25 protein-coding genes and 1 riboswitch are annotated in these 24,262 nt (G+C 37.1%); of the genes, 4 read left to right on the top strand and 21 right to left on the bottom strand.

Features of this window, described 5'->3' with window-relative positions; all coding sequences use genetic code 11:
* Window positions 1–52 precede the first annotated feature (52 nt).
* Window positions 53–1,099: a DUF418 domain-containing protein gene (locus RT445_RS08055; protein ID WP_312505422.1), complete on the bottom strand. Its 1,047-nt coding sequence runs from the start codon at window positions 1,097–1,099 to the stop codon at window positions 53–55.
* Between the two features lie 182 nt (window positions 1,100–1,281).
* Between RT445_RS08055 and RT445_RS08050 the strand changes: the two genes are divergently transcribed.
* Window positions 1,282–1,545 carry a Parvovirus coat protein VP1-like protein gene (locus RT445_RS08050; RefSeq protein WP_274796206.1) on the top strand — a complete coding sequence of 88 codons (264 nt, stop codon included), beginning with the start codon at window positions 1,282–1,284 and terminating at the stop codon, window positions 1,543–1,545.
* 10 nt (window positions 1,546–1,555) lie between these two features.
* On the opposite strand, the gene RT445_RS08045 is transcribed toward RT445_RS08050, so the two are convergent.
* Window positions 1,556–2,353, bottom strand: a complete 798-nt coding sequence (locus RT445_RS08045) for a GNAT family N-acetyltransferase (protein ID WP_274796205.1) — start codon at window positions 2,351–2,353, stop codon at window positions 1,556–1,558.
* 132 nt (window positions 2,354–2,485) lie between these two features.
* Between RT445_RS08045 and RT445_RS08040 the strand changes: the two genes are divergently transcribed.
* Window positions 2,486–2,992, top strand: coding sequence for a GNAT family N-acetyltransferase (locus RT445_RS08040; protein ID WP_274796204.1), 507 nt, complete (start codon window positions 2,486–2,488; stop codon window positions 2,990–2,992).
* A gap of 557 nt (window positions 2,993–3,549) precedes the next feature.
* Here the strand turns inward: RT445_RS08040 and RT445_RS08030 are convergent.
* Complete coding sequence (locus tag RT445_RS08030) at window positions 3,550–4,413, bottom strand: AraC family transcriptional regulator (protein WP_312505417.1); 864 nt, start codon at window positions 4,411–4,413, stop codon at window positions 3,550–3,552.
* Between the two features lie 202 nt (window positions 4,414–4,615).
* On the opposite strand from RT445_RS08030, the gene RT445_RS08025 reads away from it, so the two are divergent.
* Window positions 4,616–4,999, top strand: a complete 384-nt coding sequence (locus tag RT445_RS08025) for an NUDIX hydrolase (protein ID WP_274796201.1) — start codon at window positions 4,616–4,618, stop codon at window positions 4,997–4,999.
* 65 nt (window positions 5,000–5,064) lie between these two features.
* Here RT445_RS08025 and RT445_RS08020 read toward each other — a convergent pair whose 3' ends face one another.
* The 16 genes from RT445_RS08020 to RT445_RS07945 form a co-directional block, all read right to left on the bottom strand.
* Window positions 5,065–5,250 (bottom strand): sporulation protein Cse60, encoded by a 186-nt coding sequence (locus RT445_RS08020; protein ID WP_274796200.1) that lies wholly within the window; start codon window positions 5,248–5,250, stop codon window positions 5,065–5,067.
* Window positions 5,251–5,339: 89 nt separating this feature from the next.
* Window positions 5,340–6,674, bottom strand: a complete 1,335-nt coding sequence (gene glnA, locus RT445_RS08015; protein ID WP_312505414.1) for a type I glutamate--ammonia ligase — start codon at window positions 6,672–6,674, stop codon at window positions 5,340–5,342.
* A gap of 190 nt (window positions 6,675–6,864) precedes the next feature.
* Window positions 6,865–8,211 (bottom strand): sodium-dependent transporter, encoded by a 1,347-nt coding sequence (locus tag RT445_RS08010; protein ID WP_312505413.1) that lies wholly within the window; start codon window positions 8,209–8,211, stop codon window positions 6,865–6,867.
* Window positions 8,212–8,436: 225 nt separating this feature from the next.
* A complete protein-coding gene (locus RT445_RS08005; RefSeq protein WP_274796197.1) occupies window positions 8,437–9,024 on the bottom strand; it encodes an ECF transporter S component in 588 nt (195 codons plus the stop codon).
* Window positions 9,025–9,238: 214 nt separating this feature from the next.
* Window positions 9,239–9,427: riboswitch (FMN riboswitch) on the bottom strand.
* Between the two features lie 153 nt (window positions 9,428–9,580).
* Window positions 9,581–10,867, bottom strand: coding sequence for an RNA polymerase subunit sigma (locus RT445_RS08000; RefSeq protein WP_274796196.1), 1,287 nt, complete (start codon window positions 10,865–10,867; stop codon window positions 9,581–9,583).
* Complete coding sequence (gene sigX / locus RT445_RS07995) at window positions 10,864–11,397, bottom strand: RNA polymerase sigma factor SigX (RefSeq protein WP_396631733.1); 534 nt, start codon at window positions 11,395–11,397, stop codon at window positions 10,864–10,866. The genes RT445_RS08000 and sigX overlap by 4 nt, the downstream gene beginning before the upstream one ends.
* A 78-nt stretch (window positions 11,398–11,475) precedes the next feature.
* Window positions 11,476–13,251 carry an ATP-binding protein gene (locus tag RT445_RS07990; RefSeq protein WP_274796195.1) on the bottom strand — a complete coding sequence of 592 codons (1,776 nt, stop codon included), beginning with the start codon at window positions 13,249–13,251 and terminating at the stop codon, window positions 11,476–11,478.
* A complete protein-coding gene (locus RT445_RS07985; RefSeq protein WP_274796193.1) occupies window positions 13,244–13,960 on the bottom strand; it encodes a response regulator transcription factor in 717 nt (238 codons plus the stop codon). The genes RT445_RS07990 and RT445_RS07985 overlap by 8 nt, the downstream gene beginning before the upstream one ends.
* Window positions 13,961–14,075: 115 nt before the next feature.
* Window positions 14,076–15,257 carry a c-type cytochrome biogenesis protein CcsB gene (gene ccsB / locus RT445_RS07980; protein ID WP_274796192.1) on the bottom strand — a complete coding sequence of 394 codons (1,182 nt, stop codon included), beginning with the start codon at window positions 15,255–15,257 and terminating at the stop codon, window positions 14,076–14,078.
* Window positions 15,254–16,930 carry a cytochrome c biogenesis protein ResB gene (gene resB, locus RT445_RS07975; protein WP_274796191.1) on the bottom strand — a complete coding sequence of 559 codons (1,677 nt, stop codon included), beginning with the start codon at window positions 16,928–16,930 and terminating at the stop codon, window positions 15,254–15,256. The genes ccsB and resB overlap by 4 nt, the downstream gene beginning before the upstream one ends.
* A 13-nt stretch (window positions 16,931–16,943) precedes the next feature.
* Complete coding sequence (resA, locus tag RT445_RS07970; RefSeq protein ID WP_274796190.1) at window positions 16,944–17,477, bottom strand: thiol-disulfide oxidoreductase ResA; 534 nt, start codon at window positions 17,475–17,477, stop codon at window positions 16,944–16,946.
* Between the two features lie 336 nt (window positions 17,478–17,813).
* Window positions 17,814–18,545, bottom strand: a complete 732-nt coding sequence (locus RT445_RS07965) for a pseudouridine synthase (RefSeq protein WP_274796189.1) — start codon at window positions 18,543–18,545, stop codon at window positions 17,814–17,816.
* A 325-nt stretch (window positions 18,546–18,870) separates the two neighbouring features.
* Window positions 18,871–19,458, bottom strand: coding sequence for a hypothetical protein (locus RT445_RS07960; RefSeq protein ID WP_274796188.1), 588 nt, complete (start codon window positions 19,456–19,458; stop codon window positions 18,871–18,873).
* A 106-nt stretch (window positions 19,459–19,564) separates the two neighbouring features.
* Window positions 19,565–20,635 (bottom strand): D-alanyl-D-alanine carboxypeptidase family protein, encoded by a 1,071-nt coding sequence (locus RT445_RS07955; protein ID WP_312505406.1) that lies wholly within the window; start codon window positions 20,633–20,635, stop codon window positions 19,565–19,567.
* Window positions 20,636–20,713: 78 nt separating this feature from the next.
* On the bottom strand, window positions 20,714–21,307 hold the full coding sequence (gene scpB / locus RT445_RS07950) for an SMC-Scp complex subunit ScpB (protein WP_274796186.1): 594 nt from the start codon (window positions 21,305–21,307) through the stop codon (window positions 20,714–20,716).
* Window positions 21,279–22,058, bottom strand: a complete 780-nt coding sequence (locus RT445_RS07945) for a segregation/condensation protein A (protein WP_312505403.1) — start codon at window positions 22,056–22,058, stop codon at window positions 21,279–21,281. The genes scpB and RT445_RS07945 overlap by 29 nt, the downstream gene beginning before the upstream one ends.
* Window positions 22,059–22,113: 55 nt before the next feature.
* On the opposite strand from RT445_RS07945, the gene RT445_RS07940 reads away from it, so the two are divergent.
* On the top strand, window positions 22,114–22,620 hold the full coding sequence (locus RT445_RS07940; protein ID WP_274796184.1) for a DUF309 domain-containing protein: 507 nt from the start codon (window positions 22,114–22,116) through the stop codon (window positions 22,618–22,620).
* On the opposite strand, the gene RT445_RS07935 is transcribed toward RT445_RS07940, so the two are convergent.
* Both RT445_RS07935 and lysA read right to left on the bottom strand, forming a co-directional pair.
* Window positions 22,617–22,988 carry a GNAT family N-acetyltransferase gene (locus RT445_RS07935; protein ID WP_274796183.1) on the bottom strand — a complete coding sequence of 124 codons (372 nt, stop codon included), beginning with the start codon at window positions 22,986–22,988 and terminating at the stop codon, window positions 22,617–22,619. The genes RT445_RS07940 and RT445_RS07935 overlap by 4 nt on opposite strands.
* A gap of 199 nt (window positions 22,989–23,187) precedes the next feature.
* Window positions 23,188–24,262: diaminopimelate decarboxylase (lysA, locus tag RT445_RS07930; RefSeq protein WP_313470378.1), on the bottom strand; the 1,075-nt coding region annotated here is incomplete at its 5' end.

Raw genomic sequence — 24,262 nt, 5'->3', positions numbered from 1 at the left:
ATTTCTCCAGGAAAAAATCCCAAACTACATGTTTGGGATTCCAAGAATTTTATCATTGCTTTGTCACCGCTCTTTTACCGTATGTCATATATCGCCATAGCTTTTCAAATGGTCCGATTGTAAAGAATTTAAACCAAAGCATACTAAAAATAATTTGAATAATAAAAATGATGCTCGCTATTACAACAATATCTGATGGTGAGACAACCTCTAAACCCATTAGTGAAATAATAGCAGTACCGATAAAGCTTTGTGCTAAATAGTTGGTAAATGCCATTTGACCCACTCGTCCGATTGGTTGAAGAAGTTTCACTACTTGTTTTTGCTCTAATATTATAAACAAACATGTTAAATAAAAGTATGTTGTCGGAATAACACCTAAGCCAAGAATAGATTGTATATGTTGATCATCTGCTTGCGATGCCAACCAAATCCATAATGAAAATCCGATAAATAATGGACCTGTCACATAAAGTAGCCATTTCACTTTTTGCATATTCTCTGTTATATGGCTAATCCAGCCGGCTTTTGCTGCTAAAAAACCACTTAAAAACATAATGAAAATAGAGACGGCATCATTACCTACAAAGCCATAAATAGCTGACATTGTAGTATTAGCAGGCATATATATTTGTCCTAATAAAGCAAGAATATAAAGCGTGATAATAGCCATTAACCATTTACTAATTGTTGTCACTTTTGCTGAATAAAATGGCAGCAATAAAAATCCAAGCACTGCGTAAATGGCTAGGATCGAGCCCCAAAATAGAAAAATATGAATAATACCAATAATCAATAATGCCAATAACCGTCTTGCAAAGCGCCATCTCGGTCTATCTCCACGCGCTTCTGCACGAGTAGCGAAAATATAAAAACCAACACCAAACAGGAATGAAAAAATAGAAAAGAATTTCTTTTCGATAAATATATCAATAAGTGTATTGATTACACCATTGATGCCACTATAATCAGGCATTGGGCCACCTTCAATAAGAACTTGGTAGGCACCTACATTAATAAATAAAATACCAAATAACGCTAATCCTCGAATAATGTCTAAGGAAATAATTCGTTCTTTCTGTGTTACGGATGGATTCATGTTGCATTAACTCCTTATCTTTTATGCTATAGCTAGCATAACGCCCCATCCTTACAGTTATGTTCATTTAAGCTTACAGCAACCTTACAAATTAAAAGAATAGCCTAGTAGTTTTTTAACCTCTTTTGTCATGAAATGTTACATATTTTATAGTAAAAACATAGTAAAGAGAGGTTTAGCCAATGAATAGAAAACGCAAGCTTGGTTTTTGTTACCCAGGTTATCGGTACTGTGGTCCTGGCTGCTCAGGGCCAGGCGAGCCTACGAATGCAGTGGATGCTTGCTGTAAACTACACGATGAATGCTATACACGCCACGGTAGCACAAGACATTGTGATGAACAGTTTCAACGATGCCTTCAACCGTATATGAATGCACCTAATAAAATGGCGAGAGATGCCAGATTATTCTATCGTGTTTTTGATTTACGCAATCGATACTTTTAAGGAACAAAGCTCACGATGTTTTTGAGGACAGCGTGGGCTCCTTCTTAGTAAAAATCGAGTATTTTTGCGGCTTAGTAAAACCAAGCTTTGTACCAAGATAAATGGACGCAGTATTCGAAATATCGCAATCCCAACAAGGTTTTATAGCATGTGCGAGACAACGGTCAATAAATGTTTCTGCAATCATACTAGCTAAGCCCTGCCCTCTAAAATTCGGATCCGTCATAATATCAATTTCCGCATAATCATTTGATTTAAAAATAGCGACAGCTTCACTAATTATTTGGTGATGATGGACTAAACAAAAGCCAAAGCCTTTTTCAAGAAAATTCGCAGGAGAGTCCCAATATTCATCATAATATGCATGCCCGAATTCCAATGAATTTTTAATAAGATGTTCAGTAATAGGTTGTACCTCGTAATCATGCCCCTCGCTTTTTTCACGTTGATTATACATGTCTTCATCAAATGAAAATGTATAGCGCTCTAATTTTCTAATAAGCCCATCGAATAATTGTTCAATTTTAGTATCCCACTGTGCTGTGGAAGAGAATAGAGTAAAACGTTTCTTTTGCTTGATAGATTCTAGAAAGCAATAGCTAAGCTGTTGATCAACCGCAGTCTTATTTATATCACCATATATATAATAAATGCCTGATTTCGTATGAAATAATAAAGTTTGAAAAGCAGTTGTATCCGCATAGACAGTTCCTTCTATTATTTGATCTAGTATACTATAAACAAATGTTGGGGCTCTTAAAATCATTTGTTTAATGGTTGGATATTGTTCCTCTGAGACTCTTATCATAATATTTCCTCCAGTTACTTGCAGTCTGTACCCAGTCTATTATAATAAAATTAGATTCATTAGAAGGGACTGAATTATGCACAGATAGCAATATTTTTCATCCAACATCCTAACTTTTTGGAGGTAAAAGTATTGATTGAATGTATTAACACTGAAAGATTACAGCTACGAAAAATGGTGAAGGCTGATGCTAAACATTTATTGGCCATTTGGTCAGATCCTGATGTAACCAAATATATGAATATCACTTATTTTACACATGAAGACCAGGCCCTAGAAATGATTGAACTACTGGAACAATTAGCAGATCAACAAAAGGCGCTCCGTTTCACAATCTTTGAAAAGGCATCCAATCATATCATTGGCTCATGTGGCTTTAATATGTTTGATTTTGACCATGCTATCACTGAGATTGGCTATGATTTAGCGAAGGTTCATTGGGGAAAGGGCTATGCAACAGAAGCTATAACTGCTTTAATTGATTACGCCTTTACGAACTTAGCAATGAATACAATTGTTGCAAAAGTTGAGGCTGCAAATATCAATTCTATCAAGGTTTTAAAGAAATTGAACTTTATTTACCAAGGCTATGACGATACTGACAATACGCTTCAATTATTCACTTTAACTAACTCGTAAAATGAAAAGGCTAAGGATGGTAGATTTCAACTAATACTTAGCCTTTTTTATCAGTGATACATGCTGTGATTTATTTTTCCAGTTATTTTTTCTATTTGTACCTCAAAAAGCTCAATTTTAGGCAGAATCGGATAGCCTTCTCTTTCAAATGTCCATTCAGGATTGCCATACTTCTCTAGAAGAGCATCAAAGAACCATTCTTTCTTAGATACCTCCTCGATTCGTGTAAGTTTGTCATCCCCTTCATATACATAGACAAAAGGAATTACGTAAGGAAAGCCTTCCTCATCAACAGTTGCGACATGCGCTACTCTCCCTGATTTTAAGAAGTGCTATGCTTCCACTTGTGAAATTTCAACACGTTTGTTTTGAATCGTACCTCTCATCATCCTTTAACCCCCTTATGAAAATAATTAACGATTAAAAAGTCATTTAATATTTAATCGTTTATTGTAAACATACATTTATTTTACATCTTTAATGTACTGTTAAAAAGGAAATTTTTATAAGAATGATAAAAGCCAAGAATGCATCGGTTTGCATTCTTGGCTTGACGATTACTTTATTGGAATCCAAATTTCTGAGTATGAATCTGGGCTGTAGGGATCTTCCTCCGGGTAAACCTCAAGTTCTGCTGTCCCTGCTGGCTCGTACGGATTCGACGGAAACCACTCAGAATAAATTTGTTTCCATGTATTTTGCATCGCATCTGGCATTGGTCCATGGACCTCAAAGACAACCCATTTAGATGCAGGGACTTCCATTGCTAATAGCCCCTCATCAACATCCCCTACATGATCAGTAGCAATCCAGTAATCAATGAATCCCTTTTGTCCTTGCTTTATATTTGGTACACATACACCTAATACGCCATCGATACTGCCGTTATTTAATTGATATAGCTGATGATCAAGGCCACTCTGATTCACTTCTTGCCAAAATAAAGGAATTTCTCTTATGTTCTCTCCATTTTGACAGTTATACGTTCTTTTCACACCAACAATTTGAAACTTGTCTTTTTCTACAATTTTATACTTCATTGGTTCTGCTCCCTTCAAGCTTACCTGGATGACCAGGCGATTGTATGATTGTAATGGTCCTTGTTTCTTTCTAGCTTCACTTGGCGTTAAATAATGCTGCTTACGAAACGCTTTTGTAAAAGCTTCAGGAGTTTCATAGCCATATTTGTAGGCGAGATCGATTATTTTCTGGTCTGTGTCCATTAATTCTTGTGCAGCTAATGTTAATCTTCTTCGTCTCAAATAATCCGCAATGGACATATCCGTCAATATTGCAAACGTTCGTTGAAAATGAAAGACAGATGAATTAACCTCCTGTGCAATCTGTTCAATCGTGATGTCCTCTAATAAATGTTCTTCCATAAAATTAATGGCCTTTTGAATCGACTCAATCCAACTCATTGCTCTCACTCCTTGATACCATCTTAAAATAGATATTGCTGTATAACCTGTCTTTTTATGCTAACTTTGGACAGGTGAAATGGGAAGTATTTTTTGAATAGCTTTTCATATTTAAGTCTTTTATAGTTCGTTTCTCCTTATATTTATTTACAATAGTATTCATTATAAAAATGTATAAAAGAAGTTAAAGGGGGCCTTTACGATGAAATGGCTAGGTGCTGCCGCTATTTGTTTGAACGAAGAGAATCAGTTATTAATGGTTTTACAAGGAACTGTTGATGAAGAGAAAACATGGACTGTCCCATCAGGTGGGAAAGAGGCGACGGAAGATTTTAAGGCTTGCTGTAAACGGGAAGTTTATGAGGAAACAGGCTATACAGCCGATATTATGAAGGAAATTTATTATAAGCACAATGAAGTAGTGGAAGTTCGCTATTTTCAAGCCATCATAACAGGTGGACAAATGATGATTCAAGATCCCGATGGATTAATTTATGACATCGCATGGAAAACTAAAGAGGAAGTAGCTATTTTACCTCTAACCTTTCCAGAAGATCGGGTATTTCTCTTATCCTTATTTAAATAAAAAAGTCACGTCTCATCGACATGACCAAACGATATACTCGTACAGATTCTAATCTGTTTTGGTGTCTAATCGTTATATTCATAAATAATTAATGCCGAATGGATGACTGTCTGCTCACCAATATAGAGCGTATTGTATTTGATATCAAGTATGATAAAGCCTCGTAAATCTGCTAAAGCTCGATTAATATCATGTTCAAATTGCACAATATCATGATTTTGAATTGTTACAACTTGAGTCGTTTGTGCCATGGTCCACTCTCCTTTACTCTAATGATAGAGCAAAAAGATGTCCATGTCACATATAAAAAAGCGTAGGAGAGAAAAGACTCCTACACTTTTTAGTACATCGTTAAATACTCCTCACGCTCCCAGTTATGGACGCGAGTACGATATTTATTCCACTCAATTTCTTTAGCAGCGGTAAATTTATCGTAAATATGATCGCCAAGAGCCTCTCGAACTACGGCATCCATTTCTAATTCAATAAGCGCATATTCCAATGAGGATGGTAAGCTATCAATACCATTTAACTCACGCTCCCCCTCTGTCATTTTATAAATATTACGATCCACTGCTGCAGGTGGTGTTAAATCTTTCCGTATACCGTCCAGTCCAGATGCAAGAATAACAGCCATTGCTAAATAAGGATTTGCAGCTGGGTCAACTGAACGTAGTTCGATTCGAGTAGACAATCCTCGAGCTGCAGGGATACGAATGAGTGGTGAACGGTTTTGAGCAGACCATGCTACATAACATGGCGCCTCATAGCCGGGTACTAATCTTTTATAAGAGTTGACTAGCGGATTCGTAATTGCCGTAAAGCCATGCACATGCTTCATTACCCCCGCCATAAAGCTGCGTGCTGTTGCACTTAATTGTAAGTCCGCATGTTCATCATAAAATGCATTTTTATCCCCTTCAAAAAGCGATAGATTAAAATGCATTCCTGACCCATTGACCCCAAATAGTGGCTTTGGCATAAACGTAGCGTGTAATCCATGCTGTGCAGCAATGGTTTTTACGACTAACTTAAACGTTTGAATATGATCACATGCTTCAATGGCACTGGCATACTTAAAGTCAATTTCATGCTGACCAGGTGCTACTTCATGATGAGAAGCCTCAATTTCAAAGCCCATCCCCTCTAACTCTAGAACGATATCACGACGACAATTCTCTCCTAAATCGGTAGGTGCTAAATCAAAATATCCGCCACTATCATTTAACTCTAGTGTTGGATGCCCTTTATCATCAAGCTTGAACAGGAAAAATTCTGGCTCTGGACCAAGATTAAAGGATGAAAACCCAAGCTCCTCCATTTCCTTTAATACACGTTTTAAATTGGAGCGAGGATCTCCCTCAAACGGTGTACCATCTGGTCTCGCAATATCGCAAATGAAGCGAGCAACTTTTCCTTTCTCGGCAGTCCAAGGGAAAATTACGAATGTATCATAGTCAGGCTTTAAATACATATCAGATTCCTCTATACGGACAAACCCTTCAATCGACGAACCATCAAACATGACTTTATTATCTAAAGCCTTTTCTAATTGGCTCACAGGGACTTCGACATTTTTAATTGTTCCTAATATATCAGTAAATTGTAGGCGAATAAATTTCACATTTTCTTCCTTTACCCGACGAATAATATCTTCTTTTGTATAATGTTTCATTCTTCACCACTCCAATGTAATTTTAGTTTACACAATATTTTATAACTGTCCTTAAAATACATTAAAAATGAAAATGGCGCAATACTTATGTTAGGTTTTATAACATTGTTTTTTTAGAATATATTGATCTTGATTTTCGATACATAAAAAAGGTGCACCCACTTTTCAATGGATACACCTTATCTTTATTTTAATATTGCAATAACATATTAATAAATACAACGAGAATAACAATCGGTACAACGACTAACATTAACATACGATATGTTGAATAATAGCCCTGCCCCATTTTACTACCCATTAACAGTTCTCTCTTCACAAATTCCTTATCCACTACATAGGCAATAAAGATCGCAATAAACAAATTCCCCAATGGCAACATTAAATTGGACACTAAAAAGTCGGTTGCATCAAAAATACTTTTCTCGAAAATAGTTACATCCGATAAAACACTAGAGGAAAGTGCTGCTGGAATGGCAGCAATGAAAACGACTACACCTATTAAAAGTGTCCACATCGGACGAGATCTCTGACTATTTTCCATCATGGCTGCTACGATAATTTCATATAAACTGAATGATGATGTTAATGTAGCAAATAAAAATAACAATAAAAACATGGCTAAAAATACTTCCCCGAATGGCATTTGACTAAAAGCAGTCGGTAGCACCATAAATAGTAAACCTGGTCCCGCTGCCGGCTCTAAATCAAAGGCAAATACAACAGGGAAGATCGCTAGTCCTGCCAAAAAAGATACTAGTACAGTTAGTAGCACAACAGAGCCCGCTGAGTTTGGAAGACTAACATCTTTTTTTAGATAGGAACTATATGTAACAAGACAAGAGAATCCTACTGCTAGTCCAAAGAATGATTGCCCTAGTGCTTCTAATAGAGCCTTCCCAGTAATATTAGAGAAATCTGGCCATAAGAAGAATTTTACTCCCTCCATCGCACCATCTAATGTAACAGCTCGCATAACAAGAACAATGAACATGATAAAGAGTAATGGCATCATCCATTTATTAGCTTTCTCAATACCATTTTGTACACCTAATGAAATAATTAGTACATTTGTTAATGTAAACAAAGCTAAGCCCACTAGCGTAATCCAAGGGGTCCCTATAATTTTCCCAAATAATTCAGCTGAATCAATTGCTGGATCTATCACAGCGCCAGCTACACCTAGGCCGCTATAAATGAAAATCCAACCACCAACAACACTATAAAAAGTTAATAATAAAAAACAACCAAGCACACCCATTCGGCCTATCCATGCCCACCCTGGTTTTGACGGAGCGATTTTTTTATACGCAGTTATCGCCTCTGATTGTGTACCACGACCTAAGACATACTCTGATAATAGCATGGGCAAACCAATTAACAATGTAAAGAGCACAAAAATTAGGAAAAATGCCCCACCGCCACTCTGCCCTGTGACATACGGTAGCTTCCATATCGCTCCTAAACCAATTGCAGCACCAGCTGACGCTAAAATAAAACCTAATTTACTTGACCATTGTCCTTTTTTTCCACTCATCTCTTCAAAACTCCTCAAACATTCTAAACTCAACTCTATTTTACATGAAAATATGCCTTTCGACTAGGTAATAATCATAAAGAACTAGATTGCTAGCATTTTCTATTACTTTTTTCTATTTTTACGCTCCGATTTTTATCTCTCTCACTTTAGCCAAGCTACCTCCCATCCAGTTTAAACCACAAAAAACCTCGAGCAGTTCATCCACCCGAGGTTCATCTTCAATTATTTCGTTATATACATTGAGCGCTGGCGGTCGATCCACTTGCGCATTGTTGAAAATAATAAAGCCATAATAGCTGTTAATAAAATACCCTTCACAATGTTGAATGGTAAAATCCCAGCGACAATCATTTTATAAAGTGAGTCTCCTACAACTGGTTCCATTCCTAGGAAGTATGTGTACATTGGTAAAAATAAAGCATAGTTTAAAACGCTCATTCCCACTGCCATCACTATTGTACCTGTCGCTAAACCTCCAATAAGGCCCGCAATCGATTTAAAACGATTAAAAATAAAGCTTACTGGCAAAATAAATAAAATACCTGTTGCAAAGTTGGCAATATGACCTACTGGCACCCCAGTTGGAGTACCTGAGAAAATCCAATCCAACACATTTTTAAATAATTCTACTAAAATACCAGCTACCGGTCCCATTGTGATGGCTGCTAGTAAGGCAGGCATATCACTAAAGTCCACTTCCAAAAATGCTGGGAAAGGCGGAATAGGGAAATTAAAAAGCATTAATAAAAACGAAATACTGCTCAGCATACCAATCGTAATAAACGATTGAAGTTTAACATTTTTCTTCATAGAAAACTCTCTCCTCTTTGCTGATTCAATCTCGCAAGAAGAAAGGTGACGATCTTTCAATTGTTAGCATGAAAAAACCCTTATGCATCTAAAGCACAAGGGAGAAAGGCATGACGAATAGGCGTCAATATAAACTATTTTTGAGCAGCGTTTAAAGCCATACGAAAAAGCGCTCAGTCACAGTTTATTTCATAACAATGAATGACGATCGTACCTCCATCTTCTCCCATCCAGACTTTAACTGTCGGCCTTGGAATTGCACCAAGTCAGCCATGCAAAAAAAATTTGCACAGGTCGCGGGCTGAAGAGTTTAGCATAAATCTCTCGAGTTAATGAAAATTCATTAACGATTTACAACTCTATTACCGCCGGTCGGGATTTTCACCCTGCCCCGAAGATGAATCATATTATTTTGTTCTACAGCCTTACTATAATGAATTATTAAGAAAAAGTAAATAGTTCTGCTCAAAAAATTCCGATTAGATTTGTATGTATTGCAAAAAGAAATAGGGCATTCCTACGTTGTAGGAATACCCTATTTCTTTTATCTCTTTGACTACGGCATATATTGTTTATTTGGTCCTACAGGCTTTGGCAAATAATTTTTTAAATCGAATCCTTCCCAGCTTTCCTGAACAACATTATCTAAGCGTAACTGTTGATCAAAGCTAGCAGCAGTTAGCATCATGGCTTCGATTAATTGTGTAGCTCGAATTGGCTCCAAGGATGTTAAATCAAGAGGGATATCAAATGTAATGACTACACCATCCGCTTCCTCTTTTACTGTGTATGTCACGTTTTCAGGAACAACTGGCACATAAACATCATCATTTTTATTTTTCATCTGTGTGAGTGCCTCTGTCACATTAGCAAAGGTTTGACGGAAATCTGGAGATAAATATTCTGCTCCATTTGGATCCTTGTATAAATAATAATTATAATGTTTGGCACCTGTTAATGACATAGCTTGACTTGGCTCACCATCTTGGGAAAACTCATAAGGCGTACCATCTTCATTTTGAATCTCTACTTCTGTATATTCAGAATCTGAGAATGTATCTTCCAAAGTTCCTTTGTATTCATTGACGGTAGCTGAAGCAACATCATAATCATTGTCCTTAGGTAAAACATGAACAAGCTTATCTTCCTTCTCCTTTAACTCACCTTTATAAGGATGATAGTCTGTAAACCCTTTAGCTTCCTCATCTATTTGAGGAGCGTATTTTTCATACATCTGTAAAGTAGAAGGTTTTTCAGTTCCAAAATCAGTTGCAACACGCTCATTTGGAATTACATATGTCATAGGAACACTTTCTGCGTCTCGTCCAGCTAAACCAATACGAAAGACAACAGCATCTTTGACATCTTCTTCATAGACAGATGACCGTAAAGATAAAATACGCTCATGCTCTGTTACAATATTGGATTGGAGCACCTCATCCTTCGCAGATGCATCTTTTGTAGCACGATCTTCCTGTAAAGTAGAGTACGTAGCTGTTTCAGCCGTACTAGCTTGATCTTTCTGTTCAGCTTGATTATTCATTACCATTGAGCCTACGAGTATTGTTAACGCAAAAACTGCTGCCACACTCATAAAAAATGGTATTTTACGAAACTTAGATTCGGTTGATCGTTCTTCTTGTTTCAGAGAATTACTTTGTTGCTGAGTTTGTTCATCCTCTACTGGTTGTTGAATTGCTTCTTGAAGGTGAATATTATCCTGCAAGCGAGCATCTGCCATTAACCGATTTAATATGTCTTCTTTTGAACGGTGGTCAGAAAGCTTAGGGGCATTGTTCAATACATGTTCAAGCTGCTCATCATCAAATGGCTTATGCGTCATTGCCGTTTCGCCTCCTGTTCTTTAATCGGCTGTAGCTGTTGCCTTAAAAATTTAATGGCTCGATGCTGGGTTGTTTTTACCTTAGCTTCTGTCCAATCTAGTATTTGCGCAGTTTCTGCAATAGATAAATCCTGAAAATAGCGCATAATAATGACCATTTTCTGGTCACCTGTACAGTTTTCAAGTGCTGACTCGACTTGCATAAATTCATCACTGGCCTGTAGCATATCTTCCGGTGATGGTGTGGTTGAATGGAGCTGTTCCGTTTCCCAGTCAAAGAAATCAAGTGAATGCTTTTGGCGTACAGCTTGCTTTCTGAAATGATCAATTGCTACATTTTTAGCAATAGCAAAAAGCCAGGTCTTCTCACTGCTGTTACCTGCAAATTGATCATATGAGCGCAACACTCGTACATAAACTTCATGCGCTAAATCTTCAGCGAGTGTACGGTTTTTTACTAAATATATTAAAAACTGGAACACGTCCTGGTGATATGCATCGTATAGTCGATGGAACACGGAGTCATTCAAAGCACTCCACCCCCGTTCTATAGTATTTGTCGTCTTACATTCATAGAAGTTACAGCCAATTAATAGCAATACATGTTATTAATCGAACGGTAAATAAAACGTGAAGGTTGTACCTTCTTTCAGCACACTATCTACCATGATATTACCTGAATGTGCCTTTACAATATTTCGAGCAATGGCTAAACCAAGACCCGTTCCTCCTTTAGAGCGAGTACGTGCCTTATCTGCTTTATAAAAACGTTCGAAGACATATGGTAGGTCCTCCTGTGGAATGCCGTGCCCTGTATCTTGCACAGAAATTTTAGCAAAGGTTGGCTCCTGTTCAACCTTTACAGTGACAGCCCCTTCATCAGTATGTCTTAATGCATTATCAACTAAATTTGTGAGCACTTGTTCAATGCGATCTTCATCCATATTAATCATGGCATCGTCGTTAAATTCACTGTCAAAGATCAAGCGAACATGCTTTTCTTTTGCTACTTGGGCAAATTTTTGAGTAATACGTTCAAATGTAGAATTAATTGGTAATTCATCTTTATAGAGGGTCATATGCCCTGATTCCATTCGTGCCAAATCTAATAAATCTGTTACAAGGCGACCCATTCGCTTCGATTCATCATAAATAATTTTAGTAATTTCATTGCGCTCTTCCTGATCTTGAATAAAATCATCATCCATCAACGCTTCCGAGTATCCTTGCAACATGGCAATCGGTGTTCGAAGCTCATGAGAAACATTCGCAATAAAATCCGATCTTAGTTTTTCTAAGCGATGTTGTTCAGTCATATCACGAATAACAGCGACAGCACCACGTATCATTTCTCCACTATAAAGAGGACTAATAGTAAATGTATAATAATTGCCGTCCATTTCAATTTCCTCTTCTAACTTATCCTCAAACATCAGCACATGATCAAGCATATGATAAAGCTCAGGTGGAATTGGTTTAGCACTTTGCGAGCCTTTGTTGACAAACCATTTTTGCATAAGACGTTCGGCTGGTGGATTACTTAATAATATTGTACGGTCACGATTAAATGTAATCACAGCATCTGTCATAGATGTCAAAATATTTGAAAGCTGTTCATTTTCCTGATTGATGACCTCTAAATTATGTTTTAATTGACGTCCCATTTGGTTGAAAGCAACCGCAAGCTGACCAATTTCATCATTTTGGGTCGTTGGCATTTTTGCTTCAAAGTTACCTTTAGCAATTTCAAAGGCCAACTCACGCATTTTTCTAAGCGGTGAAGTAATACGTGAAGAAAGGAAAAACGCAAAAAATGTTGTCAATACAAATGCTATAAAGGCCGCTAAAAAGACAATTTTCGTTGTTTCCTTAGACGTTTTATGTAACGCATCTGGGCTTTGGTAGATGAAGACAGCTCCATGTACTGCGTTTTCAACATTCAATGGGAAACCAAGCACAACATACGATTCCATCTTTTCTGGAACAGTAGAAGAAGGCATCATCATTTCTTTAATAATGGGTTCATCAGATTGAAATACTTCATGGAAAGATTTGTTAGCTAAAATGGTGTCTTGTATTTCTTTTTTATTTACACCTTCTTGCATTGCAAAAGAGACTTCCACATGACTTATAGCTATCAATGCATTGGTCCCTGTAGGTAATATATCTTTTAATAATTCTGAAGTGGATTCTGCTGTTTCATTGTCGTCCACTATACTTGCCACTGTTGCAGCCGTTTGACGTAATGAAATTTCCGCTTGCTGCATGTGGTAGTTTTGAAGAAATTCTAGCATCAATACCGTGAAAACAAATAATACAAATGAAACGAGAAGCAATATGGTTACCCATAGCTTCCCGACAACACTATTCCATATTCTATTCATTGACAACCTCAAATTTGTAACCAACGCCCCAAACCGTCACAATCATTTTAGCAGCGTTTTCTGAAACCCGGTTGAGCTTTTCACGTAATCGTTTCACATGTGTGTCAACTGTACGTAAATCACCAAAGAAGTCATAATGCCAAACCTCTTTTAGTAGTTGTTCACGGTCAAATACTTTGTCTGGCGATTTCGCTAAGAAGTATAATAATTCGTACTCTTTAGGTGTTAAATTGACCTCAATTCCCTCTGCTGTCACGCGGTGTGCATCATGATCGATCATTAAATGCTGGAATACCACTAAATCTTTTGAAGAGGATGCATTTGTCGCTGGTGAGAACGCTTGTGAACGACGTAAAATAGCCTTCACTCGTAATACGACCTCACGAGGACTAAACGGTTTTACAATATAATCATCTGCACCAAGCTCAAAGCCTTGTACACGATTCGCTTCTTCGCCTTTTGCAGTTAATAAAATAATCGGTGTTGCTGCACGTTCTCTAATTTCCGCACATACTTCTAGCCCATCTTTTTCAGGCATCATAATATCAAGTAAAATACAGTGATACTCTTTTTCTAAAGATTTTTCGATCGCTTGTTCACCATTTTCTGCTTCGTCAACAAGGTATCCTTCACGCTCTAAATACATTTTTAATAAGCGGCGAATACGATCCTCGTCATCTACTACTAATACTGAAATATTTTCTGACACTTTCACGATCCCTCTCTTCCAATCTTTCTCTAACTTCTATTGTACATGGTGTGACACATATTGAAAAGAAAAGAAAGCCTCTTCGCTACAGCGAAAAGGCTTGTTGCTTCACAGGTTATGCATAGGAGTGTAAACCTGCAAGAATTAAGTTAACAGCAATTAGGTTGAATAAAATGATCCCGAATCCAATTAATGCTAACCAAGCAGATTTTCGACCTTCCCAGCCTTTAGATAGTCGCAGATGTAGGAATGCTGCATAGAATAACCATGTAATAAGAGCCCAAACTTCTTTTGGATCCCAACCCCAGAAACGACTCCAAGCAATTTGTGCCCAAATCATCGCAAAGATTAAAGCACCTAGGGAGAATACAGGGAATCCAATTAGCACTGAACGATAACCAATTTCATCAAGTAATTGTAAATTTACACGTTTAACGAGTGGTTGGAAAATGGCACTAATTCGACGACGAGCGATTAATCGAATTAATAAATATAAAACCGATCCTACCATTAATGACCAAACAACAGTTGTTAATTTTTTCGCATTAATTAAAGCTGGCATTTCTACTAATGGTGACATGCCATGTTCTTCAACAGCTTCATACTCATTCATACCGAAAATTGGCGGTAAATTATAAATAATTTTTCGCGTTGTTCCTTCTTTATCAACATAATTATAGCTAGACTCATAATCCATCGCACTAAATGTAGATGTCACCGCAACAAAACCAACCACTACTACAAGACAGTACATCACGGCTTCTAACCAAAAACGTTGTTTAGAAGGCTTTGTTAAATCGACTACTTTTAATAAGTAAATAAGTCCTGCCACAGCACTAATGGCTAAAATAGATTGCCCTAATGCTGCCGTTATAACGTGAATGGTTAACCAATGACTTTGTAAGGAAGGTACTAATGGACTTACTTCTTTTGGGAACATCGCGGCATAGGCAATAATTAAAAGTGCTACAGGTAAGGCAACTAATCCAAGTGCAGTCAAACGATAAATAAAATAAATTAAGATAAACGCGCCTACAATGAACATACCAAATGCCGTTGTAAATTCAAACATATTACTTACTGGCGCATGACCTGTATAGATCCAACGCGTAATAAAATAGCCAAGCTGAGAAAGGAAACCAATAATTGTTACAACAATGGCAAGCTTACCCCATTTTCCTGTATTCTTACCAGTAGCATTCGCTTGCTTAATGGAGCCACCAAATAATAATGTTGCAACTAAATAAGCAATAAATGCTACAAATAATAGGTTTCCACTTAGGTCAATCAAACTCATAAGGTGTTGTCACCTTCCTTTTCTTTATTGCCACCATTTGTGGACTCTTCGCTAGCCTCATTTTTCTCTAACTGGTCTATATACGGAGGCAATGTAGCAAAGGCTGTTACAGCATCTAAATCCTTTTTCATGCTGAACATATTTTTATTGACATGGGCAGCCATTAACACGCGGCCATCTGGTTCTACTTGAAGCCATAAACGTCTGTGATTCCAGTAAGAACCTATCACAACACCAATCATAAAGATGACACCCCCGACAAATAAAATAGGAATTGTACTATCTTTACGGACCGTAATACCTGACATATCACGCATCTCTGCTGCTGCAAACTTCATTCTGTACTTATTTTCACCAAGCGGCTCTAACGGAGGTTGCATAATTTCAACAAAACTTACTTCGCCTTCTGGTGTTTCTGGCGTTGTCATTTTAAATAAAAATGCTGGATTATTTGGAATTGAAGTTTTTGTTTGTGGCTCTCCGTTTTCAAACCCATCAAAATCTGGTGTATAAACAAGAATTTGTACTGAAGAACCATTACCTAAATCGTATTCTTTTTTAGGATTAGTTAAATCAATTTCTACTTTACCAAGTGATTTTTCTGTCGACTTATTGATTAATTCAAAATTCATTTGTTTTAATTCATTTAGACGATAATCCATTTGGTAAAGAGCGAAGCCATCTTCTTTTAAAGGATGGTTTACACGAATCGAATAATCTTTTACTTTTTCTAGATTTTCTGTATCACCTGGTAGTGCGTCATCAGGCTGTTTGTATAGTGTAATATCTGTTTGGAAATTTTTCGCAACAACATTCACACCCTGTTTGACTTGCTCTCCCTGTGGTTTATTATCATGAGTCTCTAAAATGAAATCACGGTTTTCAATGAAATAACCGTCCATGCCAGTAATAGCACGTGTCTCTCCCTCACGAACCCAAATCGATTCATCGACATAGAAGCCCGGGACAAGACGTAGCATGACTCCACCTAAAAAAATAATGAGACCGACATGGTTTATGTACGGGCCGTAACGAGAAAAGCGTCCTTTTTCAGCTAAGAGAGCGCTACCATCTCGACGAACAGAATATCTCATCTCAGTCATTTTTTGTGCTACTTTATCAAGCGTTTCCTCTGCACTACCAGTCACTTGCCCTTCCGCGACAATGCGCTGACGCTTCATAAAGCTTTCATGTCTTTTCACACGTTGATTTTTTAATGATTTATAAAGTGGAATTCCTCGGTCAAGACTCGCTACGATTATCGACACAGCCAGCATACCAACTAAAATTTGGAACCACCATGAGCTATATAAATCCGATAAGCCTAACGTGTAATAAATTTTACCGAATGTACCATATACGTCTGCGTAATAAGCTCCTTTCTCCATATCAGAAGCTTTTACGTAAAACTCTTGTGGTAGTAATGTTCCGATTGAAGCAGCAATCAATGTGATAATAATTAAGGTAATACCAACTTTAACACTCGAGAAGAAATTCCATATTTTATCGATGATAGATTTGTTGTATGTTTTTGAACGAATGGCCATGCCATCATATCGCATATCAACTACTTTATTTTGCTTTTCTTCTTCGGTTAAAGGACGACCACATTTCTCACAGAGCTTCGTGCCGTATGGGTTACTATGACCACAAGCACAAATGATATTTTCCATCGTCATTTACTCCTTATTTCGGCTTCACTAATTCCATGAACGAAGCGATATTTTCCTCCGTCATTTCACCTGTGATAATTTTCGCTACTTTGCCTTCTGGATCAATTAACACTGTAGCAGGTAATTGACCTACATTGTATGCAGTCATAACACTTTTCGTTTTGTCAATGACTACTGGGAATGATAAATTATAACGATCGACAAAATTCTGCACTTCAAAGTCTGTTTGCGCAATATTAACAGCTAATGTTTGTACACCTTGATCTTTAAACACTTGATACTGATTATCCATCGCAGGCATTTCCTTCTCACAAGGCTTACACCAAGTTCCCCAGAAGTTTAAAAATACCCCTTGTCCTTTATAATCAGACAATTTATGTTTTTCACCATTTAAATCTACTAACGTGAAGTCAGGTGCTTCAGACCCTACTGCCACTAACTCTACTTTTTCCTTTGTTGCTGTTCCATAAACCGTGTACCCAATTGCCAATGCCAGCACGGCTAAAATGACCGTTCGCAGTACGAGTCGCTTTTTCTTTTTCTCCAAGTTAATAAACCCCCTATCAATTACGACATAGCGTAATTTTGTAGACGTGAAGCTTTTACATTTTAAAGACCCAGATAGAACTTTTTCATTTTATTTACGTCTTTGAGTATGTAAAAACTTCTTTCACATGGACGTCAACAATACCAGATTAAAATGTGCTACAGTTCTTTTTATGCAAACTGTTACTAGGTGTACTATTCTCACCTATTATAGCAAAATGATACAAAAACACTTAGCTATTAATTATGAATGATTTATGAACGATTTCACCACAAAGAAAGTGTAAACATTTTTAATACCTTTCGCAGTATCTAACCTTTCTTCAGGGAAGTTCTTTTAATCAAGCTTTCCTGTTTCTGCTAAGACACGCAATTGTTTTACTTCATGCTTTGTCAATTCACGGTATTCACCTGGGGCAAGGCCATATAAATCTAAAAATGCAAAGCGTTCACGCTTTAATTTAACAACAGGAGTACCAATTGCTTCAAACATACGGCGCACTTGACGATTGCGACCTTCATGAATCGTAATTTCACAAATCGCTTTGCCTGCTTTTTCATCAAAGGATGTCATACTAACCTTAGCTGGTGCTGTCTTACCATCCTCTAATTTAATCCCTCTTTGAAGCTTTTTAAGCCCTTCAATTGTTGGAACACCTTTGACACGAGCGATATACGTTTTATCAATTTTAAACTTTGGATGTGTCAGCATATAGGAAAATTCTCCATCATTTGTCAATAACAATAATCCAGATGTATCATAATCAAGACGACCAACTGGGAAAATACGTTGCGGAATATGATGAAATAAATCTGTGACAGTTTTGCGTCCTTTATCATCTGTTACAGCTGAAATTGTGCCACGTGGTTTATATAGTAAGAAATAAACCTTATCTTCCTTTTCAAGTTTCACACCTTCTACTTCAATTGTATCGGAATTAGATACCTTTGTTCCTAACTCACGAACAACTTCACCGTTTACTTTTACTTTACCTTCTAAAATCAATTGCTCTGCCTTTCGCCTTGAGGCAACTCCTGCATAGGCAATGACTTTTTGTAATCTTTCCATTTTTTCACCTCTAGTTTTCTTTCACATTGACACTTTCGTCACCATTCGATTTCAACCTCATGAATAGGGTTATTTTTCCCGCCAATCTGTGAAAATTATGTCATACTTTTAAGCATTATTAAAGAAAAACAAATTTCACATTTGTTATTAGAGTATTCGTAATTATCTATCTTCTGTTCATTCACCAAATTAAGGAAAAACTTTTTTATCAGTCCTAGATAGTAGTATGCTCTTTTTACCAGAAAGCAAATCGTTCCTAAAAAATGTTTATATAAACTATTTGTACTTCCTTTTTTCTAACAAAAAAAGCTACCACACGGTAGCTTTATTCAAACACATTTTCAATTGTTAATCCACGTTGATTTAACTCAAAGGAAATAAAGTTTTTTGCTAGCATCAATTTAGTCGATGTAGGTTCTTCAATTGTGGAACCATCTTTTAATGTAAATACCAGTCGCTCAGGCTTTGTCGCTCCATCTTTTTTTACATTTACTTGCTCAGCTTTCACTATTTCTTCCCAGGCGACAAAATCCTCTTTTAAACTAAAAAATTGATTCATATGAATTCCATTTGAATCCATTACTTTATAGTGATTAAAGCTCAAGGCAATGAAGATTAAAGCAATTAAAAAGGAAGTAATCAGTATACCACGTTGAATACTTTTACCTTTTTTAGTTTCAGGTATGATCAAATAATTTATTAATAGTGCTAGTGCCATGAACAATAATGCGGCCATAAATATTATATAAGCTTGCAAGTACGGTTCAAAATAATAAACCTCTTTTGGTCGATAAAACCACTCTTGAATCGGAAATAGTAGAATGACAGGGATAATTAAACTTGATAAGAACAATACAATGATTATCCCTAATTGAATCTGTCTACTATTTGTTTCAACAGAAACACTCCTCAAATATTCCTCCCCCTTTTTTAGAAAATTAAGACTATTAACCTCATTATCATATTACCAAATTTACCCTCAATTAATCAATTAATGTAAAAAATCAGCGTCTCGTTTTTCAACGATTCGCTGATTCAACTTTTACAGGTGTAGCATAAATACGGTCTTCCCCAATAAAGATTGACAAGACAGCTTCCTTACGTTTCCTTGAAACATGTAGAACTTGCCGTACTTGCTCTTTTTCTTCTTTATTTAATTGTAGGCGTATAGGCTGTTCTAAACGAATCGACAATTTCTTATTAACGTTGTATTTCCCTTTTTTCACTACTGTTTCAAGACTATAATCTTGCCATACTTTATTGGATAGTCCTCGATGAACATTCCAATCATCTGATTCATTTAATGTTACGACAATACATGTTTGCCCGTCCTTTTGAAAGGCGGTTGCAAGTGTACGCCCAGCAACTTTTGTAAAGCCTGTTTTACCAGCAAAGGCCGTACCTGTGGCTGATTTTAAAGAACTGACAGGCTGCTCCGTTTCATCATCAATGTCTGCAGCCATCCCTGAGCCTTCTCTTAATAAACGATGTTTATTTTCCCACAGCATTCCGTTTACCGTATCTGCCCGATAAAGAACAGTTGAAGCAATTTTCTCAAAGGTTTTATTTTGCAGGGCAATTCTTAACATCTCTGCAGTATCCCTTGCAGACGATAAATGTTCTTCATGATGAAGGCCAGATGGATTCATAAAAACTGTATTAGAAAGACCCGCAATTACAGCTCTTTCATTCATTAATTTAACAAAGCCCTCCACAGACCCCCCCACATGCTCTGCTAAAGCTGTGGCAGCATCATTACCTGAACGTAACATTAAACCATATAATAACGTTTCTACTGTCACCGTTTCGCCAGCCTGCAAATAAATGGAACTGCCTTCAGACATAGCAGCTTTCGGTGAAATAACAACTTCATCTTGGAGATCACTATTTTCGATTGCCACCAGCGCCGTCCAAATTTTCGTTAAGCTAGCAATAGGTAATCGCGCATCGCTGTTAGATCCTATTAAAACACGTCCTGTTTCTCCATCTAAGACAGCATAGCCACTTCCACCTCTTGCATAGCTGGTTTGTGGGAGCATTACCATTAGCAAAATAATCATAAACAGTGTAAAACGAAATAACCGAAGCAACTAGCCACTCCTTATTCAATATGATAGGAAAATATAGATTTATATTTTTGTCGAAGGCTAGGCATTATACCTAACAAATTACTTTGAACCACTAAACGTCTCTTGAAATTTAGTCATAAATAAATCTGTTTCTTGTTCAGTTTCCATAAGGTCTTCATCAGGTAGAGGTGGCATTTCATCAATACTATTCAAACCAAAATAATGTAAAAATTCTTTAGTTGTCCCGTATAAAATGGCACGTCCAGTTCCCTCAGAGCGCCCTACCTCTTTAATTAATCCTCGTGAAACTAATGTTTGGATTGGTCGTTCACACTTCACACCACGTAAATCCTCTATTGCCACACGGGTAATTGGTTGTTTATAAGCTACTATCGCTAATACTTCGAGTGAGGCTTGGGATAAAGATTGGGCCGTTGGGTTCTCTACTAATCTTTGAATCGTATCAGCAAACTCTGATTTTGTAATTAACTGATAAACGCCCGCAATTTCTTTTACAGTGATTCCTCTAGTTAAATCCTCGTCATAAGCTTCTCTCAAGGCACTCATCGCCTGAACAATGAGCTCTTCCTGTTCCCCTAAAAGTTGTGATAATTGTTTAATCGTTAAGCCATCATCTCCAACAACGAATAATAAGGCTTCAATTCTACTCTGTAACATCAATGTTTTCGTCATCTTCCCATTCCTCCTTCTGTAAGGTAACAGTTAAATCTTCAAAGTTACCATCTTGCTCTACGATGACGACCTGTCGTTTCATCAATTCAAGAAGGGATACAAACGTCAGAATAAGTGTCGGCTTATCTTCATAGGGAAAAAGCTCGAAAAATGATGCACGTCCACCTGTTGATCGTAAAGAATCAACAACTGAACGCATTTGATCTTTTACTGATCGTTCCTGTCTAGCAATTGTTGTTTTTAAAGGTTTCTTCAATTTTTTTCGGCGCATTAATTTTTGGAATGCGCCAAGCATGTCATAAATATTGACATTTAAATCAAACAAAGCCATTTGTTCATCTGAGGCTAAACCTGTTAAATCAGCAGGTGGCCTAGTAAATACCTGCGATCGGTCAGTTTCAAGTTCTTGCAAATTGCTGGCAGCTTCTTTGTATTTTTTATATTCGATTAGTCGTTGCACCAGTTCTTCACGCGGGTCAGGTCCATCCACTTCTAATTCTGCGTCTTCCAATTCTCCTTCATGAATAGGCAAAAGCATACGACTTTTAATAGCCAGCAATGTTGCTGCCATCACTAAATATTCACTCGCTTCATTTAACTCCAGTACTTGCATAGCATGTATATGGTCGATATATTGTTGTGTAATTTCAGCCATTGGGATATCATAGATATCAATTTCCAATCTGTGAATTAAATGCAATAATAGATCAAGAGGCCCCGAAAAGGCATCTAGTTTTACTTCATAAGACATTATTTTACCACCCTGTGATTCTATGTTCTTTTAGTATAGAGGAAAGGAGTCCAAAATGCATCCACAGCATCATACTTTATTTATAGATTACTGTGCATATTTTAATGGCAATCAGGATTTTTTTGAATGCCATGAAGTGCTTGAGGAATATTGGAAGAAAATTGCACCAGGTGATAAATTGCATCCTTTAGTCGGCTATGTGCAGCTTGCAACAGGTTTCTATCATTGGCGACGTGGTAACAATACTGGCGCTGTCCGAATTTTAGAAAAGGCACTTCATAATTTCAAAAAAAATGAAGGTCATATTTTTTTCCAGGAAATTGATTATCATCAACTCCTAACACAAGTAACAACAACCTTATCTGCCATTAAAGCAGGCAAGTCCTTTCAAGCTTTTCAACTCCCTCTTTCAGCAAGTTTACTGGAGTTAACCATAACACGTATACAGCTTTTGCCTTCTAGTAGCTCAACCTATCTTCTTCATAAACATATGCTACGAGATCGCTCACATATTCTTGCAGAGCGACAAGAAAGCAAACAAAGAAAAAGCAGACGTTGTTAATCGTCTGCTTTTTCATCGATACAATGGATACATTTTTGAACGAAGCTTCGTGTTTCATCCGTAGCGCGTACACTTTCATATTGGCCAAGTTCCGCTACTTCCTGAAGCATTTCCGTTGCTACACCCTCGCCCCTATAGGAGGGAACAACTGATACATGCTGGATTGTAGCCGTGTTATCCTCATCGATTACAAGCCCTACAATACCAACATATTCATCATTCTTTTTCCATAAATATAAAACCCAATGATCATCATTTTCATAGGAGTGGATGGTCTCTGTAAGCTTTTTTACGTCTTTTTCGTTAGGCATAAATGAAAGTAGCCCCATTGCTATTTTCTCTAAAGCTTTTTTATATCGAATTAACATATTTGTCTATTCCCTCTTTTTCTAGCTGTACATAATCTTTGACTATCCTACACGATTTGTACTTTTACCGCAAGCCAATTTCTGTCTTACGAACCAGGTCCGAGAATACCTTTAGATGCCAACACCCAATAGACAACGCCCCACAACAAAATAAAAGTTGAAATCGACGCTAGCAATACCCATTTATTTTTCCTCAAATTTACTCACCCTTTTTTAAAGTTAGCGGGAGATCGTTTTGCACAATATCTTCATAACTTTCACGGCGAATAGCTAGTTGATGCTGTCCATTCTCTACAAACACAACAGCCGGTCTAGGTACACGGTTATAGTTACTAGCCATTGAATAACCATAGGCACCAGTACAGAAAATAGCTAAGATATCACCTGAAGCTGCATCTTGGAGTTTAGCATCAATAATTAATTTATCGCCAGATTCACATAATTTACCAGCAACTGTATAAAGTTCATTTTTTGGCGCATTTGCTTTACTTGCAATGACAGCCTCATACTTAGCATCATATAATGCCGGGCGGATATTATCACTCATTCCACCATCAACAGCAATATATTTTCGCACATCTGGCACTGTTTTTTGTGAACCGATTGTATAAAGAGATGTTCCTGCATCACCTACAAGCGATCGACCTGGTTCAATCCAAATTTCTGGCATTTTCAGTCCAAGTACAGTTGCTTTATTTTTTACAACTGTAATCATATCCTCTACATATACTTGTGGTTCAAGCGGTGCATCTTCTTCAGTATAACGAATACCAAAGCCCCCACCTAAGTTTAACACAGTACACGTAAAATCGTGAGCCTTGTTCCAATCAGAAATTTTGTCAATCAACTTTTCTCCAGCTAAGCCAAAGCCAGCAGTGTCAAAAATTTGTGAGCCGATATGGCAATGTAAGCCTAATAGCTCTAGGAATTCATGATTAAATGTTTGTTGGAATGCTTCATCCGCTTGGCCATTGTTTAAGTCAAAGCCAAATTTTGAATCTGCTTGACCTGTCGTAATGAAATCATGCGTATGTGCTTCAACCCCTGGTGTAACACGTAATAAAATACGCATTTTTTGCTGACGGCGCTCCGAAATTTCTTTTAAAAGCTGTATTTCATAGAAATTATCTACAACAATACATCCAATTTTGGAGTCAAAAGCTAGCTCTAATTCAGCAATGCTTTTATTATTGCCATGGAAATGAATGCGCTCAGCTGGGAATCCTGCCTTTAAAGCTGTAAATAATTCTCCACCTGATACCACATCCAATGAT

The sequence above is a fragment of the Lysinibacillus sp. genome, assembly GCF_032093475.1.
In the GTDB taxonomy this organism is placed as follows: Bacteria; Bacillota; Bacilli; order Bacillales_A; family Planococcaceae; genus Lysinibacillus; species Lysinibacillus irui.
The sequence above is the reverse complement of the archived record's forward strand: the minus strand, read 5'-3'. Positions and strand labels throughout refer to the sequence as shown.